Annotated in this window: 16 protein-coding genes and 1 pseudogene; 11 read left to right on the top strand and 6 right to left on the bottom strand. The window is 54.6% G+C overall.

Features of this window, described 5'->3' with window-relative positions:
- Positions 1 to 5: 5 nt before the first annotated feature.
- From cas8c to cas3, 3 genes are read right to left on the bottom strand one after another with little or no spacing between them, the layout of a single operon-like run.
- Positions 6 to 1778, bottom strand: coding sequence for a type I-C CRISPR-associated protein Cas8c/Csd1 (gene cas8c / locus U8T64_RS05415; RefSeq protein WP_322181688.1), 1773 nt, complete (start codon positions 1776 to 1778; stop codon positions 6 to 8).
- Positions 1778 to 2506, bottom strand: coding sequence for a type I-C CRISPR-associated protein Cas5c (gene cas5c / locus U8T64_RS05410; RefSeq protein ID WP_322181686.1), 729 nt, complete (start codon positions 2504 to 2506; stop codon positions 1778 to 1780). Before cas5c ends, cas8c begins: the two co-directional genes overlap by 1 nt.
- Before the next feature lie 2 nt (positions 2507 to 2508).
- Complete coding sequence (gene cas3, locus U8T64_RS05405; RefSeq protein ID WP_322181684.1) at positions 2509 to 4908, bottom strand: CRISPR-associated helicase Cas3'; 2400 nt, start codon at positions 4906 to 4908, stop codon at positions 2509 to 2511.
- A 131-nt stretch (positions 4909 to 5039) separates the two neighbouring features.
- Between cas3 and U8T64_RS05400 the strand changes: the two genes are divergently transcribed.
- The 6 genes from U8T64_RS05400 to U8T64_RS05375 all read left to right on the top strand — a co-directional run bounded on the left by U8T64_RS05400 (position 5040) and on the right by U8T64_RS05375 (position 8553).
- Positions 5040 to 5336, top strand: coding sequence for a hypothetical protein (locus U8T64_RS05400; RefSeq protein ID WP_322181682.1), 297 nt, complete (start codon positions 5040 to 5042; stop codon positions 5334 to 5336).
- Positions 5337 to 5377: 41 nt separating this feature from the next.
- Positions 5378 to 5554, top strand: coding sequence for a 30S ribosomal protein S21 (gene rpsU / locus U8T64_RS05395; protein ID WP_322181679.1), 177 nt, complete (start codon positions 5378 to 5380; stop codon positions 5552 to 5554).
- A 78-nt stretch (positions 5555 to 5632) separates the two neighbouring features.
- A complete protein-coding gene (locus U8T64_RS05390) occupies positions 5633 to 6136 on the top strand; it encodes a YqeG family HAD IIIA-type phosphatase (RefSeq protein ID WP_322181676.1) in 504 nt (167 codons plus the stop codon).
- The gene (locus U8T64_RS05385; RefSeq protein ID WP_322181674.1) at positions 6133 to 7212 is read left to right on the top strand and encodes a M24 family metallopeptidase; all 1080 of its coding nucleotides are present in this window, start codon (positions 6133 to 6135) and stop codon (positions 7210 to 7212) included. Before U8T64_RS05390 ends, U8T64_RS05385 begins: the two co-directional genes overlap by 4 nt.
- A gap of 221 nt (positions 7213 to 7433) precedes the next feature.
- On the top strand, positions 7434 to 7991 hold the full coding sequence (gene efp, locus U8T64_RS05380; protein ID WP_322181672.1) for an elongation factor P: 558 nt from the start codon (positions 7434 to 7436) through the stop codon (positions 7989 to 7991).
- Between the two features lie 112 nt (positions 7992 to 8103).
- On the top strand, positions 8104 to 8553 hold the full coding sequence (locus U8T64_RS05375) for a CD1247 N-terminal domain-containing protein (RefSeq protein WP_322181671.1): 450 nt from the start codon (positions 8104 to 8106) through the stop codon (positions 8551 to 8553).
- A gap of 836 nt (positions 8554 to 9389) precedes the next feature.
- Here the strand turns inward: U8T64_RS05375 and U8T64_RS05370 are convergent.
- The gene (locus U8T64_RS05370; RefSeq protein WP_322181669.1) at positions 9390 to 9584 is read right to left on the bottom strand and encodes a hypothetical protein; all 195 of its coding nucleotides are present in this window, start codon (positions 9582 to 9584) and stop codon (positions 9390 to 9392) included.
- Positions 9585 to 9985: 401 nt separating this feature from the next.
- Positions 9986 to 11689 carry a dihydroxy-acid dehydratase gene (ilvD, locus tag U8T64_RS05365; protein WP_322182039.1) on the bottom strand — a complete coding sequence of 568 codons (1704 nt, stop codon included), beginning with the start codon at positions 11687 to 11689 and terminating at the stop codon, positions 9986 to 9988.
- Between the two features lie 581 nt (positions 11690 to 12270).
- On the opposite strand from ilvD, the gene aroD reads away from it, so the two are divergent.
- Genes aroD through U8T64_RS05350 form a run of 3 tightly spaced genes read left to right on the top strand, consistent with a single transcriptional unit; the run spans position 12271 to position 15679 of the window.
- Positions 12271 to 13023, top strand: coding sequence for a type I 3-dehydroquinate dehydratase (gene aroD / locus U8T64_RS05360; protein ID WP_322181667.1), 753 nt, complete (start codon positions 12271 to 12273; stop codon positions 13021 to 13023).
- A 17-nt stretch (positions 13024 to 13040) separates the two neighbouring features.
- Positions 13041 to 15140 carry an AAA family ATPase gene (locus tag U8T64_RS05355; protein WP_322181664.1) on the top strand — a complete coding sequence of 700 codons (2100 nt, stop codon included), beginning with the start codon at positions 13041 to 13043 and terminating at the stop codon, positions 15138 to 15140.
- A 17-nt stretch (positions 15141 to 15157) separates the two neighbouring features.
- Entirely contained in the window at positions 15158 to 15679 is a 522-nt protein-coding gene (locus U8T64_RS05350) for a nitroreductase family protein (protein WP_322181662.1), read from the top strand.
- 219 nt (positions 15680 to 15898) lie between these two features.
- On the opposite strand, the pseudogene U8T64_RS13875 reads toward U8T64_RS05350, so the two are convergent.
- Positions 15899 to 16165, bottom strand: a pseudogene (locus tag U8T64_RS13875) (helix-turn-helix domain-containing protein); the annotation flags it as partial.
- A gap of 79 nt (positions 16166 to 16244) precedes the next feature.
- Here U8T64_RS13875 and U8T64_RS05345 point away from each other — a divergent pair.
- A complete protein-coding gene (locus U8T64_RS05345; protein ID WP_322181660.1) occupies positions 16245 to 16625 on the top strand; it encodes a glycoside hydrolase family 127 protein in 381 nt (126 codons plus the stop codon).
- 148 nt (positions 16626 to 16773) lie between these two features.
- Positions 16774 to 17811 (top strand): lipid II:glycine glycyltransferase FemX, encoded by a 1038-nt coding sequence (locus tag U8T64_RS05340; protein ID WP_322181658.1) that lies wholly within the window; start codon positions 16774 to 16776, stop codon positions 17809 to 17811.
- Positions 17812 to 17823: the final 12 nt, after the last annotated feature.

The raw sequence follows: 17823 nt of genomic DNA, 5'->3' as shown, positions 1-17823 counted from the left end.
CCTCCTTAATCTTCTGCCTTCGCGTTGCGATAGGCTCTTTGATGATAGTAGCCGAGCAAGTAAACATCTTCCAGCTTTTTGTTCAGCTCCGGATCCTTTGGATCCAGGAGAGCGGTGATCTCTTGGGTAAGCTTTTTATAATATCCGGACAATCCGGGCTTTAGCTGCTTGTAATAAGGCCTCAGCTTTTCCTCCAGCAAGCGCCAGGTTGCCATAGGGCGCAAAGAGAATGTCTTCTGGAACCGCATGGCGTTGGTTTCCCGGGCGTCCTCTCCCTGATAGGTGCTTTGCTCTACGATTTCGGCAATGGCCAGCAGCCGTCCAAACAGATAGCTGCGGTCTTTGTTTTCCTGATCCAGTGCCATATCCCATTCCTCCTTAAAATGATCGTAACGGTATTTTCGGATCACCGCGCAGGCGGTGAATAAAAGCTCTTTCCGCTGCGAATATTCATAGAACTTTTTTTCTTCATAAAGCAGTAAATTGGAAGCGCGTTCCACCAGGGATTTTTCCATATCCAACGGAAAGAAAGCGCCGTTCAGCCGGTAGGAAATCAGCCGCTGCATTTGCTGGCCCAGAATTTTAGGGTCCGTTTCCACCTTCCCGTTTCTGGGTACGCCGAATGCCCGATTTACTATGGCGTATAGAGAAGGAGATTGAATTCCAAACTGGAAATTTTCCCAGAGGCAGGTGTCTTCCCAGTGGAAAAGCCTTTCCAGATAATCGGAGGCCTGAAATTCGCTGTAGCAGGTCACGGCCAGCCTGCCGGTGGTTGCCGCGTCAAAAGCGGTCACGATCACCTCCGAGGTGTCTGGCAGTTCTTGCTTCCAGCCGGCAAGGGCGTTTTTCAGCTGCTGCCGGTATTCTGTGAGAGTGGCGGCTTTCGTGCCATTCTCTTGTCCGCGCTGCATGGAGCTGTGGATCATAGGAGTCCTTTTTCCTGCCGGATTCCAGCAAAGGAAGGTGCGTTCTCCGAAGATCACACCCTCGTTTGCCACAAGCCATCGCAAGGCGTTATGCGCCTTTTGGGAAGCGATGTAGCTGACGGTGGCGGCCTGACTCGGTTCGCTGAATCTCCCCCGGTAGGTAAAGCCATGAGAGTCATTAGCGGAAATCAGCTTGGCGTTTCCGTTTAAAGACACAACGCCCTTTGGGTGCTGTGTTGCCGGCGCTTCCGATTGCCCGGAAACCATACAGAAAACCGGCGCCTCTGCCTCCAACTTGGAGTGATAATATCTTGTAAAGCATTGCATCAGGCTCCGGTCTCTCCAGCAGGGGCCGCTTTGCTCTCCCAGCCCGTTGACTACCCAGCGAACCAGAAGCTTTTCATTTTCCGGAGCGCCGGTTTCTGTTACCGTAATGAGCTCACAGCGGGACAGATCGGATAAAATGGTTTCGCCCTGGATATAGCGCAGAATGGCAGTAAGCTTGGGGTGGGAAAACCCGGAGCTTTCCCAATCCTCCAGCTGAGCAAGGTACAGGGAATACTTTTCCCTGTTGCAGGGGGCAAGATAACCCAGCTGGTCGCATAGGGGATGGGCACAGGGAGCGCTGGTTCTTCCGAAGGATTCTTCCGTAACGGGGATCAAAATTTTGGGTTCCTTTTTGTCTACCGTCCGTGCCGAAAGAAAAGCTCCGTTTTGATCCAGCGTGATCTCCAGATCAGCCCTGGTGATGCTGTGGGAAATGGGAGCCAAAGGTTCTTTTCCTTCCTGCTCTATTCCGGCTATCCGGGAAAAAGTATCATAGGTTTCGCAGGCTTTTTGCAGCAGGCCCATCACTTCACCTCCCCGAATTCTCTGAGCCCCGAAAAGTTTTCCAGCGCTTCTCCAAAGGGCTTGCTTTCCATTTCCCGCAGTGTTTTTGTAAGCGTGCACTCCTCCGGGCGGGGAAAGGAAAGAATTCCGTTTTTCATGACAGGCTGCCAGAACCGGGCGGTCATTTTTCCCTGAGTTTCCGGAGAAAAAGCTTCGTCGGCATAGGTGATGCCGTGATACATCAGGCCGAAGCTGAGCTCTGGGGTGGAGTCGTAATATCCCGCTTCTTCTCCGAAGGCGCAGGGCTCCACATAGCCCTGGCATTCCCGTGTGCCGAGAAAAATATCTCTGCGCCCGCCCTTTTGGATCATCCGTTTCGCAATGTTGTGGTGTTTGTTTTCGTTGCGGTCTCCGGCAAGTTCCGGACGGTTTTCGTTCCATTCAAAATGGGCCTGTACCTGATAACGGCAATCCTTCAAATAGGTATAATAGGCAAGCTCGTTGCCGCTGTCCTGGTAATGGATCGGGCGGATCCCTTTTACCTCCGTTTGAATGGGGTTCATAATACGAACCTTGTCGATGATCCAGAGAAAGGTGGGCTTCCAGTAAACAGAGGATAAAATTCCCTTCAGCGCCTCATAGGTGGGAAGCTGATAAGTGCACTTTTCCCCGCCTACCCGCATAATGGGATCGGAAAAAAGAGCGTAATCCCCCGTGACCTGAAATTCTACAAGATTCGGAAACTGCATCGCTACAACACCTCCAAAAAATTAAAATAAGAGCCCTCTGCCGTAAACCCGGTATTTTCGCTGTAATGGCCGTGCAGCCCAAGGGCGTTTCCCAGCAAGGGAATCAGGGCGTCCTCTTTTTCCAGCCTTTGAAGCTGATATTGATACAGCAATATTGTAAAGGGCTTTGCCTGCTTCAGCAGCTCCTTCAGAAATGAAGGATCGCTTTGCGCTTTCGAGCCGCACAGCTCTTCGATCAGTTCGGCCCCTTTTCCATAGGGGACGATCACGTCCCGGGTGTTTTCCTCAAAAACCTGAAACAGAGCTCCCGCCAAGCGGAAGGCCTGGCGGAAATAGAGAACGTCCGCCGCTCCATCGGTGTAGGTCTCGTTTTGCGATAACAGGGAAAACAGGGAGGGGTATTCCGCTTTGTTGAAGTCCTGGTAGTCTTCCGCAAAATTCCGGTACAGGGCGCGGTAATAAAATTGAATGGCTTCGCTGGAATCCAAATTGCCGCCGTATTGCTCCGGGCGCTGGGAGAACTCGCAAAGTAAAGCCGTGGTCGCGTCCTTGCCCCTTTGGATATCGGGCAGATTTGTAAGCTTTTCGTTTTTGCACCGTACAAGATAAACAGGAGCAAGCATTCCCTTCCGCTCACCGTTTCTGTTGCACCGCCCCGCCGCCTGGATCACGCTGTCCATGCCCGCCTCCAGGCGGATCACGCAGGAAAAGGAAATATCCACCCCCGCTTCGATCACCTGAGTGGAAACGCACACCGTTTTTCGCATCTGCTCTGACAAGGAGCTTCGCAGATGTTCCAAGGTGTCCCTTCGGTGCGCCGTACACATGGCGGCCGATAGCTGGAACAGAGCAAGGTCTTCCTCCTTCAAGGCGGTAAAAATCGTTTCCACCTCCGCCTTTTTATTGCAGACGATCAAAAGACTGTCGTGGGTTTCCAGGATCACCCGGGCGAAAGCGGCGATCTCCTCCAGGGAGAGCTCTCCCTTATCCCGGATCTCAGTACGGCGGAAGGCCAGCCACAGCTCCGGATCAAAGGGGATCAGATCCCGGATCGGCCCATGGATCGGGTGCGGAATACTTTCCACACAGGGCTGTGTGGCTGAGCAGAGCACAATGGTGGCTCCACAAAGCTCAGCTAAAAAGTTGACAGCCAAGGAAAACAGGGTCAGCATCTTGTTGGGAACCGTTTGCACCTCATCAATGACGATGACGCTGTTACACAGGGCGTGAAACCTTCGAATGGAGGAGGTTTTCCCGGAAAACAGGGTATTCAAAAGCTGCACAAGGGTGGTGAGGATCACAGGAGAATCCCAAGTCTCCAGTAGCAGCTCCCGCTGGTCGAGCTGCTCCGCGTTTTCCTCGGGCTGTACCAAATTGGAGTGGTGCTCCAAAATGATGCTGTCGTCCTGCACATACTTTCGAATTTCCTTTGCGTTCTGGTCTAAAATGCTGAGCAGCGGAGAAGTGAAGATGATCCGTTGTTTTCCGTATTTTTCAGCATGGACCAGGGCATATCGCAAAGAGGAAAGCGTTTTCCCGCCGCCGGTGGGAACATTCAGGCGGTAGACGCCCTCCGGCAAATCGGCTGCTTTCCGGCACTGGTCAGAAATTCCTTTCCTTGCCCGGCCAATGGAAGAATCACTGGAAAGCCTGCCTAACTTTTCTTCGACACGGGCAAGACAGCTTCCCCAAAGCTGTTTTCGTTCTTCTGTGCTTCGGACAGGCGGAAATTGGGCCAAATTCTGAAATTCCGCCGTATCCCGCCGGTCTCCCTCTATGACGGCGGAGGTGAAAAGCCGCGCGAGCAGGCCGGAATAAAAGGCGGTTTCGTCTTCATAGGCCTCCCGCCTCGGGTCTGTCATGGCAAGCAGCCGATCCAGGAAGGGAGCCAGCTCTTCCCGTGCTTTCTGAAACCTTCGATCCAGCTCCTCTTCCGAAACGCAATGCCGGAAAAAGCTGTCGGTCGCTTCCTTGTAGCCGATCCCTTCCTTCGTAAGGCGATGGCGGATGCCATTCTTTTTGTCTTCTCCGATACAATCAAAAAGCCCATGGTGTGAGCCGATGGCGAGAAATAGAAGCTCGCTGGCGGTATCGGCAAAGTCTCCCAGCTCCAGGCGATGATACCGGGAAAAAAGAAGCCGGGCGCCCGTAAAGGTGTGGTTAATGGAGCCGCGCGGAAGCTTTTCGCCGGATACGCTCCTTTTTAAGTAATCCTGAAAGGCGGCGGTGTATTTCCCCGCGTCATGCAGCAGACCAGCCAGGTATCCGCCGGCGGAGAGCGATACGTCCTCTAAAGCCCGGGCAGCGTATTCCGCTGTTTTCCGGCAATGCTCCTCCACCGTTTGAACGCGCTCCGGGCCGTCTTCTGAAGCCGGGCAAATGTGGGCCAGATACTTTTCCATACGATTTCTGCCCTCTTTATGAAGTTTATCATATTGCGTGTGCATCTTTCACGATTATTATATCATGATTCGACAAGAAATCAAGTGAAATATCTTTTTTCGAGAAATTATAGTATTGTGGAAATAGTGTGATGGATCTCTGCGCGGCGCGGCTGCTGAATACACCGGATATCTTTGCTTTCGCTGCCCGGGAAAATATGCCGGAGAAACGGGCGGAGCTGTGTTTTCGAAAAAAAGGGGGGCTGCTTTTAACAAGTGTGGAAGTTTGCCGGGGAAATCAGTGCGCCGCTTTTAGCGGGCCTTTTGCAGTTTTCCGGATTTTTTCGAAAACAGCCTTTGGCGGAAATGACGGAAAAATGAAAGAAAGAGGGCTTGACAATCCTGAAGCGGGGCGATATAATAAAACTCGTTGTATTGGTATGATATAACGCATAAGACCCCTGCCTTACGGCGGATGGGAGGGATATACATGGCTGAAATTCGGATCAAGGATAACGAGTCTCTGGACAGCGCGCTTCGCCGCTTTAAGAAGCAGTGTGCCAGAGCGGGCGTCATTCAGGAGGTCCGCAAGAGAGAGGCTTATGAAAAGCCTTCTGTCAAGCGGAAGAAGAAGTCGGAAGCAGCTCGTAAGCGCAAGTATAAGTAAGGCTGCACACAATGCACTTTCGGAAGCGGGCGAAAGCCCGCTTTTTTGTTCCTCTGGAACAATGGGAGAGATGATTTTATGGCTTTGTTTCGACCGACCGCCGTGAGGCGGGGACTCATGGATCTGACCCCGGAGTTCTTGTCCGGGCTAGGGGTGCGGGCTCTGCTGCTGGACGTGGACAACACCGTGGCCTCCTACACCTCTCACCAGCCCATACCGGGCGCGGTGGAATGGGCAAAGCGCATGGTGGAGGCGGGCTTTCGGGTACTGATCGTTTCCAACAATTTTAAGAAGCGGGTGGAGCCCTTCGCCGCACAATTCGGCCTGGGGTGCATCAGCTTTGCCATGAAGCCCCTGCCCTTCGGCTACCTTAAGGCCCGTTCCCTTTTGAAGATGAAACGCGGCGAATGCGCTATCATCGGAGATCAGATCTTCACCGATGTGATCGGGGCCAATCTGTGCGGCATGAAATCCGTGCTGCTTTCCCCTATTGAGGAGGAAGAAGGTTTTACCTTTCGGGTGCGCAGACATTTTGAAAAGGGGCTGCGCAGGAAATTTGAAAACAGGAGGGATATCTCGTGAAAAATCCCATAGAGCGTTTGAGGGAAACGCTGCTTTGCGGCGATGCCCAAAAGGCCGCCCTGGTCTTTTCCGAGAGGAACCGGCGGTATTTTACGGAATTTCCCGCCACGGACGGCGCGCTGCTGGTCACGGCGGAGCAGGCATATCTGCTGATGGATTTCCGCTATGAGGAGGCCGCCCGGTATCGGGCGAAGCACTGCGAGGTCGTAGGCTTTTCCAACCTGAACGGCAAGCTGGGAGAGCTTTTGCAAAAGCACGGCGTGAAGGCGGTTTACCTGGAAACGGAGCAGCTTTCCGTAGCCCAGGCAAGGCGCTTTGAAACGGCCTTTGCCGCATACGGCGCGGAGGCTGTGCTGGACGATTCCCTGGACGGCGTGATCCGGGCACAGCGCATGATAAAATCTCCGGAGGAGGTCAAGAAGATAGAAGCCTCTCAGGAGATCACCGATGCGGCGTTCCGGCACATTCTGCCCTATATCCGGGAAGGTGTTACAGAGCGGGAGCTGGCGCTGGAGATCGAGTTTTTCATGCGGAAAAACGGCGCGGACAACGTGGCCTTTGAGCTGATCGTGGCAGCGGGAAAAAACGGTTCCCAGTGCCATGCCGTCCCCTCGGAAAACCGGGTGCGCAAGGGAGACTTTGTCACCATGGATACCGGCGCGTTGTTGGACGGCTATCATTCCGACATGACCCGCACCGTTGCCTTGGGCCATGTTTCAGACCAGCAGCGGGCTGTGTATGAAACGGTTTTGCGGGCCCAGCTGGCGGTGATCGATGGGGTAAGGCCCGGTATACCCTGCTGCGAGGTGGACCGGATCGCTAGAGATCTGATCGAGAAGGACTACCCCGGCACCTTCGGCCACGGCTTGGGCCACGGGGTAGGCTTTGAAATTCACGAGTGGCCCCGCTTTGCCGCCCATGACAGCACCCCCTGCGCGGAGGGCATGGTGATCACTGACGAGCCGGGCATTTACCTTCCGGCACAGTACGGCGTGCGTATTGAGGATATGCTTCTCATTACGGCGGACGGCTGCCGCAGTTTGACCAAGTCCCCCAAAGAGCTGATCGAGCTGTAAAAGCGATCCCGCACGATTCACGGCCAACGCCCGAAACAGTGCTGATTTCAAGAAAAATTTCCCACTTTTCCTTGAAATCGGCCTGAAAATAAGTTATACTGGCCTTAATAAGGAAAAGAATATCTGTGCAGCGAAAGCTTTGGATAGGTGTTTTTTAGAAAATGTTCTTGCCCTTATGCCCTTTTCTAATTCTCTAATATCTAAATTCGGAGGTCATATTTATGGTAACAGCAGGCGATTTCAGAAACGGCGTTACATTTGAAATGGACGGCGGCGTGTATTCCATCATCGAGTTCCAGCATGTAAAGCCGGGCAAGGGCGCGGCCTTTGTGCGCACTAAGATCCGCAACGTCATTTCCGGGGCTGTAACGGAAAAAACCTTTAACCCCAACGACAAGTTCCCCACCGCCTTTATTGAGCGGAAGGACATGCAGTATCTGTACAGTGACGGCGATCTGTACTATTTCATGGATAACGAGACCTACGAGCAGATGCCCATCAATGGCAATGTGCTCAGCGATAACTTCAAATTCGTCAAGGAGAATATGGAGTGCAAGGTGCTCTCCTATAAGGGCAATGTGTTCGGCGTGGAGCCCCCGAACTTTGTGGAGCTGGAGGTCACCAAGACCGAGCCCGGCGTGAAGGGCGATACCGCCACCAACACCTTGAAGCCCGCCACCCTGGAGACCGGGGCGGAGATCCGTGTTCCTCTCTTTATCAATGAGAATGAGATGATCCGCGTGGATACCCGCACCGGCGAATATATGGAGCGCGCTTAAGAAAAGGGTCACGGCGCATTTCCGCGCTGCTTCTGTGCAAGCTAAGTATAGTCAGGGGATACTGAAACCGATCCCGGCATGCGATGCCGGCAGAAAGAAAAGGAGAATCGCAATGACAAATTCAGAACGGGCTTCTTATATTCGCGGCCTGATGGAGGGCCTAGAGCTTGATCCCAAGGCCAAGGAGACCAAGGTGTTGAACGCCATGGTGGAGCTTTTGGACGATCTGTGCATTTCCGTGGAAGAGCTGGAGGACGGCTTTGATCTTCTTTCCGAGCAGGTAGATGAGATCGATGAGGATCTGGGCAATGTGGAAGAGGATTTCTACGGTATGGAAGAGGACGACTGCGGCTGTGGCTGCGGCCATCATCACCACGGGGATTTCGATGATTTCGAGTACGAGGTGACCTGTCCCAGCTGCGGCACCGTCATTCCCCTGGAGGACGAGATGCTGGACGAAGACGGCATCGTTTGCCCCAAGTGCGGAGAAAGCCTGGAATTTGACTGTGACGAGGACGAGGATTGCTGCTGCGGCGGCTGCCACAGCGAGGAAGAGAAGTAATTTTCGCAAAGTTCAAAAGGCCCTGGACGAAATGATTCGTCCAGGGCCTTTTAGCAGCTAACTGTCTCTGGTGGTCTGCATGGTAAATTGGAATTTGCGGTGAGGCACCGCAGCCGCTCGTGAAGCTGCTTGGTGCGGGAAGCTAATCACTGACCCGACCGTTAGGAAGCAGATAAATTGAAGTTTGGCGGTTACACATTCGCTCTCCATCTGTCATTACTGAACAGAAAGGGAAGTTAGGGATTGCTTAAAAAACGCAAACGCCGTCTTTTTGCACAATGCGGCCGGATTTCCGCGTTGGAAATCTTGCGGGTCTCCGCCTTGAAGTCATCTCGCCTTGTACAAAAATCCGCCATTTTCTCTATTTTCAAACAAGCCCTAGTACGATAAATTGAAATTTACGGGTGTACCGCTTACTTCTCACCTGTCATTCTGAACGAAGTGAAGAATCTCGCCCTTTGCCCTTCTATACAGGCACTAAGGACGAGATTCTTCGTCACTTCGTTCCTCAGAATGACAGTGGGGAACTGTGTGCTAGACTACAATTTACCGCTTTCCTTACAGTCGAGCCAAAAACACCTTTCCGTCCAGTTTGCGGGTGCCTGTGGCAACTCGCCGTTCCAATTTTTCAGGCTGAACTTCCTGTTATCCTGAGAAGCGCGCTGTCCCCGCACGTTCCAGATATCGCTTTGCCCCGGCTGAAAAGAGCTGGTATCTTTTTTGGGTAATTTCCGCATTTTCCTCTTGCCACACGTCAAAAATCAGCAAAGAGCTTCGGAAAAGGATCTCACACAGCTCGGCGGCGGTATAGGCTGGCTCGCTCAACTCAAAAAGCGTTAAAATGCGGTATCCAGCAATTGGTTATAGTCGTCTTTTCCTGCGAATCCGGGTATGTGAGAAATGGAATCCGTACAGCGGCCCTGATAGCAGCGGCAGGGTTTGCAGATATCGTCTCCCCCTACCGTCAAACACAGGGAAAGCTCCGGGTGCTCTAAAATGAAATTGCCGATCCGGTAAAAATCATGCCCCATGGCTTCATCGGGTGCAAACTGTGTCAGCCCGCTGCCAGAGCCAGATGGCGCAAATTTGAACCCGCTGAATAGCGGCAGCAAGCTGTCACAAGCGATATATTATCGCTTTTCAGTTTATCGTCCTAGGCAAAGGCGCAAATGCTCCGCAAGCGAAACATTCGCCCACCGTCGTCCGGAGCTTACGAAGCAAACTTTTTGCGCTGAAAATCGACAATATCTCACCAGTTTTCAGTTCGAAGAAGTTTTGCCGTGGTGGATTTTTGTCCGACCTAGGCAAAAGCGTTGCATTTCTAACAACGGGCGGGCGAAAATACGCCCGGCAAAACCGTGGTTCGAATTCGCGCCATCTGGCTATAGTTTTAGGATATCCATAAAATGGTGGGGTTTTATAAGGATAGAGTTCATGCTTCCCCCTCTCCCTGATAGGAGGCAGTGAAGCTTCCCAAAACGCCGGTTTGGTAGCGGGGCGCCTTGGGCTTCCAGGCTGTCCGCCGACGCTCCAGCACGGCACGGATCTCTTCTTCCGATTTTACCTCGCCCCGGATCCCGCAGAGCCGCAGGACTCTGGCGGGAATATCGATCTCGATCAGGTCGCCCTCCTCCACCAGGGCGATGGGGCCGCCCTCTGCCGCTTCGGGGGCCACATGGCCGATGGCGGGGCCTTTGCTGGCACCGGAAAAGCGCCCGTCCGTGATCAGGGCAATGGAGGCGGAAAGCTCCGGATCGGAGGAAATGGCCTCTGTGGTGTAAAACATTTCCGGCATGCCGCTGCCCCTGGGGCCTTCGTAGCGAATGATCACGCCGTCTCCGGGCCGGATCTCATGGCGCAGCACGGCGGCAATGGCTTCCTCCTCGCAATCGAAGGGCCTGGCCCGCAGTACAGCGCGGTGCATTTCTTTAGGTACGGCACTGTGCTTTACCACACTGCCGCCCGGCGCCAGATTTCCCTTCAGCACAGCTACTGTTCCGTTTTTGCCGATGGGGTCGTCAAAGCCGCGAATGATATCGGTGCGGGAAAGCCCGGTTTCCCTGAGGTATCTGCCGCAGTTTTCGTAATAGCCGTTTTTCCGCAGCTCTTCCAGGTTTTCGCCCAGGGTCCTTCCGGTGACGGTCATCACGTCCAGGTGCAGCATGGAGCGGATTTCCTCCATGATCCGGGGTACGCCGCCGGCATAGTAGAAATACTGGGCGGGCCAGCGGCCGGCAGGGCGGATATCCAGCAAATAGTGGGCGTTTCGGTGGATGCGGTCAAAATCATCGGCGGAAAGGGAAACGCCGAATTCCCTGGCAATGGCCGGCAGGTGGAGCAGGGTGTTGGTGGAGCCGGAAATGGCGGCGTGAACCATCACGGCATTTTCGAAGCTGTCTCTTGTGACGACCTTCCGGGAGGTGAGCCCGGAAAGGGCCAGCTCCGCCGCCCGCTCTCCGGCGGCTCTGGCGGTTTTTTTCAGCTCCGGGCAGGTGGCGGGCATCAGGGCTGTGCCGGGCAGCATCAGCCCTAATGCCTCCGCCATGATCTGCATGGTGGAGGCGGTGCCCATAAAAGAGCAGGCCCCGCAGGAGGGGCAGGCATGGTGCTTGTAGTAGGTCAGCTGCTCTTCACTGATCTCCCCCCGCCGGTACATGGCGCTGTATTTGCCGATCTGCTCCAGGGTCAGCAGCTCCGGCCCCGCCTCCATCACGCCGCCCGTTACCACAACGGCGGGGAGATCCAGCCGGCCGATGGCCATCAGCTGCGCGGGAACCGATTTATCACAGCTGGAAAGAAAAACTCCCGCGTCAAAGGTGGTGGCGTTGACGTGGATCTCAATGAGATCGGCAATGGTATTCCGGGAGGCCAGAGAATAGTTTCCCCCATCGTGCCCCTGAGACATGCCGTCGCACATATCGGTGGCGAAATACAAGGCGGATTTTACCCCCCTGCTGTCGGCGCCCGCCGCCGCTGCCTGGGAAAGCTCCAGCAGGTGGGCGCTGCCGGGGTGGCTTTGCCCATAGGTGCTTTCAATGATGACCTGGGGCTTTGCGAGATCCTCTGCCTTCCAGCCCATTCCCATTCGCAGGGGATCCATTTCCGGCGCAATCCGCCGCACTTCCTGACTTTTCAGCATGCTTGCTTCCTCCTGAACAGAAATCACTTCTCAAAAGAATGTGCTTTCAGTATAGCATTCTTTTTTGAAGTTGTACAGAGAAGCGACGCTAAGGAACAATGAGGAATGAGCAATGAAGGTCAAGGGCAGAGCGTTAGGTTATAGTTTAGCGAACTGGTTGTTAGCTATTAGTTGTTAGTCGTTAGAGAAGGACGAGTCCACTCTTTTGTCATTTTGAGGAACGCAGAAAGCTATGGCTTTCTGCGTTCCTCAGTAAAGAGCCAAAGGACGCGATCCTTCACTTCGTTCAGGATGACAGAAAAGGGGCCGTTTCCTTTTCTAATCAACTAACTACTCACAACGAATAACTGACATGGTAAATTATAGTTTATCTGCTTACTAACGGTCGGGTCAGTGATTAACTTCCCGCACCAAGCAGCTTCACGAGTGCCTGCGGTGGCTCACCGCCAATCCCAATTTATCAAATATCTAGCATCTGGCATCTAGAATCTAGCCTCTAAAAATTGACTTTTCTTCTTTCTATGCGGTATACTGGTGTAGAATGATGGAAAAGTGGGAAGGGTAAGGACGGGGAGTTGATGAAATTGAAGTTTGTAGAGCTGGCGGGCATTCGTTTTGGCGAGGGCCTGCCGAAGATCTGTATTCCGCTGACAGGCGGCGGAATGCCCGCCCTGCTCAGTGAGCTGTGGGTTGTAAAGCACCTGCCCGCCGACCTGTACGAATGGCGGGGAGACCACTATTTCGGAAGCTATTCCGAAGCCCTGCGCGCTTTGGAGGAAACCCTGCCGGGGAAGCCCCTGTTATGTACTGTACGGACAAAGGAAGAAGGCGGAAAGGCGGAGCTTGCCCCGGACGCTTATGAAGCTTTTTTATCCGGCCTTCTGGATCAGGGGGGCTTTCAGCTGCTGGATATTGAGCTCTCCTGCGGTGTGGAACGGGTGCGAAGGCTGGTGGAGAAGGCCCGTAAAAAAAGCGTGGGCGTTGTCATATCCCGCCATTGCTTTCAGGAAACCCCGCCGGAGGAGGAAATTTTTCATACCCTGGAGAGTATGAAGAAACTGGGGGCCGATCTGCCGAAAATGGCGGTGATGCCCAAAAGCCCCCAAGATGTTTTGACGCTGCTTTCCGCCACCCTGCGGGCAAGAGAACAGCTGGGGCCGGTCATTACCATGTCGATGGGAAGCCTGGGAAAGCTGAGCCGGGTCAGCGGCGCGGTATTCGGGTCCTGCCTGACCTTTGCCGCCGGGCAGTCCTCTTCCGCGCCGGGGCAAATCAACGCTGAGGATCTGAAGGCCATTCTGGAAGATCTGGATCCGGCTGAATTTATCTGACAAAGGAGGAGCCTCCCATGAAAAACGATATCGATGCTTTGCTGGAAGCCATGTTCCGAAACGGAAAATTAAATCTCAAAGGAACTTCCGAAAAAAAGCCGGCCCCGCCGGAGCAAAGCAAGCCTGTTTCCCTGGAATGGGACCCGCTGGAAAACAGCCGCCAGGCACGGCAAGCCCTGGACGCTGTGGAGCAGGGGAGCGCCGGTATTTCCGAGGCATTGCAAAAGAACCTGGAGCAGCTGGCCCGGGACGCGGAAGCGGAAATGAAGGGTCTGGAGCAGCGTTTGCGGCAGGACGGCGTGGCAGATGCTTCCGCCGGAAACGCCGGCAGCGAGAAGGATCTGGAAGCGGCCTTCGCGGCGGCCCGCCGGGAGGCGGGGGAGCGCGTGCTGGGTCAGGAGGAGTTCCTTTCCTCCCTTTTGATCGCGTTTAAGCGGCCCTTTGTGGCGGGAAGGCGGGAGGACGCCCCGCTGTGCAGGGCGGCGGTGCTGGGAAAACCGGGCACGGGAAAGCACAGCGCCCTGGAAGCCATAGCGGCTTCTCTGGGGCGGCAGGGGGTATTGAAAAGTCCCAAGCTTGCCACGCTGGATTTGGAAAATTACCGGGAGCCTGGCTCTGAAAAGCTGTTTTTTCAGGATCTGTATGCCGCTCTGAAGGGCGGGGCCTGTGGGCTGGTATTTGAGCATTTTGAGCGGTGCCACCCCTCCGTACTGCCACTTTTGTCCGCCCTGTTCCGGGAAGGAAGCGTTCCGCTGCCCTCCCGGTACGCGGAACAGAAGGGCCTGCTGGTGGAGATCGGAAACGCTCTGGCGCCGGGGGTGATCTCCAGCCTGTCCGGGGCGGGGAAATACCTGTTTCTGGTAACGGAGAAAAACGAAACGAAGCTGGCGGACGCCTTTGGAATGCCCTTCCTGTCCGCCCTGGACGATCTGTGTGAGACGAAGCCCTTTTCCCGGGAAAGCCTGGAGCAGATCGCGGAAAACGCGCTGAAGAAATTCTGCGAACGGGCGGAAAAGCAGCTTCATTTTACCCTTACTTACGACAGCGCCGTGGTGTCTGCCCTGGCGGACGCCTTTCACCCGGAGCAGGGCGCGGCGGCCATTGAGCAGGAGGCGGAGCACCTGTACCGCGCCCTCAGCGAGGCAAAGCTGAAGCAGGGGCTCGGCGGCTTTACCGGAAAGGTGGTGCAGGCGGAGGGCCGCCCGGCGGTACGGTACCAGCGGGAGGGAAAGGAAGTGCTTTTGCAGGCTCAGAGCGCTTCCGGAGACGCTGCCCGGGAAGCGGCGGTACAAAGCGTGAAGCAGGAGCTTTCGGAAATCGTAGGTCTTCGAGAGATCAAGGACTACATTTTGTCCCTGGAGGATAATTTCAAAATACAGCAGCTGCGCAGAGAAAAGGGCATGAAGGCGGAATCCCCCTCCATGCATATGATCTTTACCGGGAACCCCGGCACCGGAAAAACCACCGTGGCCCGTATTGTTTCCCGTTACTTAAAGGCCATCGGCGTGTTAAACGGCGGCCAGCTCATCGAAGTGACCCGCGCCGATCTGGTGGGCAGATATGTGGGGCATACCGCCCCCCTGACCCAAAAAGCCATTCAATCCGCCCTGGGCGGGGTGCTGTTTATCGATGAGGCCTATTCCCTGTTCCGGGGAAAGGACGACAGCTTCGGGCTGGAGGCCATCGATACGCTGGTCAAGGGAATGGAGGACCACCGGGACGATCTGGTGGTGATCCTGGCAGGCTATTCCCGGGAAATGGAGGAATTTCTCACCGCCAATTCCGGGCTGCGCTCCCGGTTTCCCAACCTGATCGAATTTCCGGACTATACCGGGGAAGAGCTGCTTTTGATCACAAAGAGCATCGTAAAGGGCAAGGGCTACCGCCTGGCCCCGGCCTGTGACCCGCTGCTCCTTTCCTATTATGAGACCGCGCAAAAGGAAGGCGACCCCCGCACCAACGGCAACGGGCGCATGGCCAGAAACAAGGTGGAGGAAGCGGTGCTCAGCTGTTCCCGCCGAAGCATGAAGCTCCCTGAGGAGCAGAGAGAGCTGGATCTGCTTTTGCCGGAGGACTTTGGGTTTGCGGAGGAGGCAGAGCCGGAAACAGAGGCGTGATTTTGGAGGAAACGCAAATGGATTTTTTACAGCTGGCGCAGGAGCGCTTTTCCGTGAGAAGCTTTTCCGAAAGGCCCATAGAGCGGGAAAAGCTGGAAGCTGTTTTGCGGGCGGGGCAGCTGGCCCCTACCGCCTGTAATTTGCAGCCCCAGAAGCTATTGGTGCTTCAAAGTACCGAGGCTCTGGAAAGGTATCGAAGGTGTACCGTGTGTTACTTTAACGCGCCGCTGGCTATTTTGGTCTGTTACGACAAAACGCTCTGCTGGACAAGGGAATATGATGAAAAGACCAGCGGCGAGATAGACGCCTCTATCGCCGCCGCCCATATGATGCTGGAGGCAGCGGACCTGGGGCTCGGCTGCACCTGGGTCATGCACTTTATTCCCGAAGCGGTGCGGGAGGAATTTCAGCTGCCGGAGGCCTATGTGCCGGTCTGTTTTCTTGCAATGGGATACCCCGCGGAGGACGCGAAGCCCTCGCGAATGCACGGGGAAAGGAAACCGCTTAAGGAAACGGTTTTCTACAATTCGTTTGAATGAAATTTTTCCAAAAGCCCTGTCCCGCTGCTCACCACCTGGTGGGCAGCTTTTTTCGCGGCAAAAACCGTCTGCCCCTGACCGGCAAGGCCCGCGGCCGTCACAAGGCTTTACAGCGTTTTGCAAAGCCTTGCCCGCAGAAAGCCGTGTTGGCTCAGCCCGGTCATTTGTTGTTGATATGCGTATAGTAATATTTGTTTCTGAAAACGGTGGGAGTGATTTTTCGTGATAGGTGAAGAATTTTATAAAAACGTTTTCCTCGCGGTAGCCGAGCTCTCTTGCGATCTGCTTCACGCTCATGTTGGTAGTGAGCAATAGATCCTTGGCGAGCTTGAGCTTTTGGGAGGCTAAATACTCCTTCAGCCCGACTCCTCTGGCTTTTTTGAAATACTTGCCCATATAATCGGCATTGTAGTCAAAGCGGCGCGCGATTTCCGAAACCGTGATATTGTTTTTTCTGTTGTTTCTTATATACTCCGCGATTTGCACGGCCAACGTCTGATTTGACGGCGCTTCTTCCGAAAGAAGCCGTCTCAGTTCCTCCAAAATCAGCAGTCCCGCTGCGTCTGTGGCGCTTGACGGAAACGGGGAAATAGAGCTTGTGTTCGATATGCCGGTAAAGCTTCTTGCCGCCAACCGCCGCGTTCATTCCGACGCGGGCAGAGTTGCCGTTGTGCGGGGCCCTGTTGTTTACTGCGCCGAGGGCGTTGATAACGGCGCTGATATCAAAAGCGTTGCTCTGGATCTCCGTTCGAGCTTTGAATTACAGGAAAGTGAGTTTTTGCTGCCGGTTCTCAAAATAACGGCTTACCGCCCAAAGGAAACCGAAAAGCTTTACTATGAGGCGGGCGGCGATTACGAAGAAATGCCGCTTACCCTGATCCCGTACTATGCTTTTGCCAACCGCGGCGAAACCGAAATGCAGGTGTGGCTTTTGAGAAAGCAGTAAGAGCGAATCTCCCCGCCATAAGAAGAAACGCGCCGCCGCACCGAAACGTTTTTTAGAAAGGGCAGTGGGCGGCGGTAAAAATTCAGGGCTTGTTACATTTTTTTCTCCTTGTCTCTCTAATCCATAAACAGGAAACGGAGGGCGAAATATGGAATTCCTGAATTTTCAAAGCAAGGAAGCCGTAGAGGAATACGAGGCCTTTGTAGAGCGCATGGGCGGCAGCTTTATGCAGTCTGTCCGGTGGTGCGGGGTAAAGCCCGGCTGGGGGCACGAGGCGGTGATCGCCCGGGACAGCCGGGGTGAGATCTGCGGGAGCATGCTGGTGCTGATAAAAAAATTCCCCTTCCCGCTGAAGGCGTTTCTGTATTCGCCCAGAGGGCCGGTCTGGGATTATCAAAAGCCTGCGGTGCTTCAGGACCTGCTTCTGGGCGTATGGCGGCTTGCCCGAAAATACCACGCCTATTCCTTTAAAACCGACCCGCTGATCGAGGAAACGGACAGCGAAAAGATCTTTGCCCTGCGGGCGGCGGGCTTTTCCTTCCAGCCCTGGCAGCCGGACGAAAAAACCATACAAAGCAGAAATAACTACATTTTAGAGCTGCGGGGAAGAAGCGAGGAGGAGCTGCTGCGCTCCTTCAAAAGCAAATGCCGCTACAACATCGGGTTGGCAAAGCGCAGGGGAGTGCGCTGTGTGGTGTGCGGAAAGGAGCGTCTGGGCGATTTTCAAAGGCTCATGGAGGAAACGGGAAAGCGCGATGGCTTCCGGGTGCGCTCTCAGGAATATTTCAGTAGAATGATGGACGCCCTGGGGGAAAAATGCCGCCTGTATCTCTGCGAATACCAGGGGCAGGCCCTTTCCGGGGCCATCTGCGTGCAATACGGCGGGCGCACTTGCTATGTATATGGCGCTTCTACCGCCGCTCACCGGGAGGTAATGCCCAATTACCTGATGCAGTGGGAGATGATCCGCTGGGCGGTGGAAGCGGGCTGTGAGCTGTACGATTTTCAGGGTGTGCCCTGCTGGTACGATACCTCCCACCCCAATTACGGTGTGTACCGCTTCAAAACAGGCTTTTGCGGGCGGCTTGCCATTTACGCCGGAGAATTCCGCATGGTTTTCTCCAAGCGCTACAAATCCGCCTTTGACCGGGCTTTGAAATGGGTGGGCTATCAAAAGCTGGCCTGATCCCTTCTGATC

The sequence above is a fragment of the Neglectibacter caecimuris genome (assembly GCF_034335015.1).
Taxonomy (GTDB): Bacteria; Bacillota; Clostridia; order Oscillospirales; family Acutalibacteraceae; genus Acutalibacter; species Acutalibacter caecimuris_A.
The sequence above is the reverse complement of the archived record's forward strand: the minus strand, read 5'-3'. Positions and strand labels throughout refer to the sequence as shown.

What these genes read in the sequence shown, in the direction of transcription:
- cas8c (WP_322181688.1), bottom strand. Translation starts at nt 1,778, where the DNA reads ATGGGCCTGCTGCAAAAAGCCTGCGAAACCTATGATACTTTTTCCCGG.
- cas5c (WP_322181686.1), bottom strand. Translation starts at nt 2,506, where the DNA reads ATGCAGTTTCCGAATCTTGTAGAATTTCAGGTCACGGGGGATTACGCT.
- cas3 (WP_322181684.1), bottom strand. Translation starts at nt 4,908, where the DNA reads ATGGAAAAGTATCTGGCCCACATTTGCCCGGCTTCAGAAGACGGCCCG.
- U8T64_RS05400 (WP_322181682.1), top strand. Translation starts at nt 5,040, where the DNA reads ATGGATCTCTGCGCGGCGCGGCTGCTGAATACACCGGATATCTTTGCT.
- rpsU (WP_322181679.1), top strand. Translation starts at nt 5,378, where the DNA reads ATGGCTGAAATTCGGATCAAGGATAACGAGTCTCTGGACAGCGCGCTT.
- U8T64_RS05390 (WP_322181676.1), top strand. Translation starts at nt 5,633, where the DNA reads ATGGCTTTGTTTCGACCGACCGCCGTGAGGCGGGGACTCATGGATCTG.
- efp (WP_322181672.1), top strand. Translation starts at nt 7,434, where the DNA reads ATGGTAACAGCAGGCGATTTCAGAAACGGCGTTACATTTGAAATGGAC.
- U8T64_RS05375 (WP_322181671.1), top strand. Translation starts at nt 8,104, where the DNA reads ATGACAAATTCAGAACGGGCTTCTTATATTCGCGGCCTGATGGAGGGC.
- U8T64_RS05370 (WP_322181669.1), bottom strand. Translation starts at nt 9,584, where the DNA reads ATGGGGCATGATTTTTACCGGATCGGCAATTTCATTTTAGAGCACCCG.
- aroD (WP_322181667.1), top strand. Translation starts at nt 12,271, where the DNA reads ATGAAATTGAAGTTTGTAGAGCTGGCGGGCATTCGTTTTGGCGAGGGC.
- U8T64_RS05355 (WP_322181664.1), top strand. Translation starts at nt 13,041, where the DNA reads ATGAAAAACGATATCGATGCTTTGCTGGAAGCCATGTTCCGAAACGGA.
- U8T64_RS05350 (WP_322181662.1), top strand. Translation starts at nt 15,158, where the DNA reads ATGGATTTTTTACAGCTGGCGCAGGAGCGCTTTTCCGTGAGAAGCTTT.
- U8T64_RS05340 (WP_322181658.1), top strand. Translation starts at nt 16,774, where the DNA reads ATGGAATTCCTGAATTTTCAAAGCAAGGAAGCCGTAGAGGAATACGAG.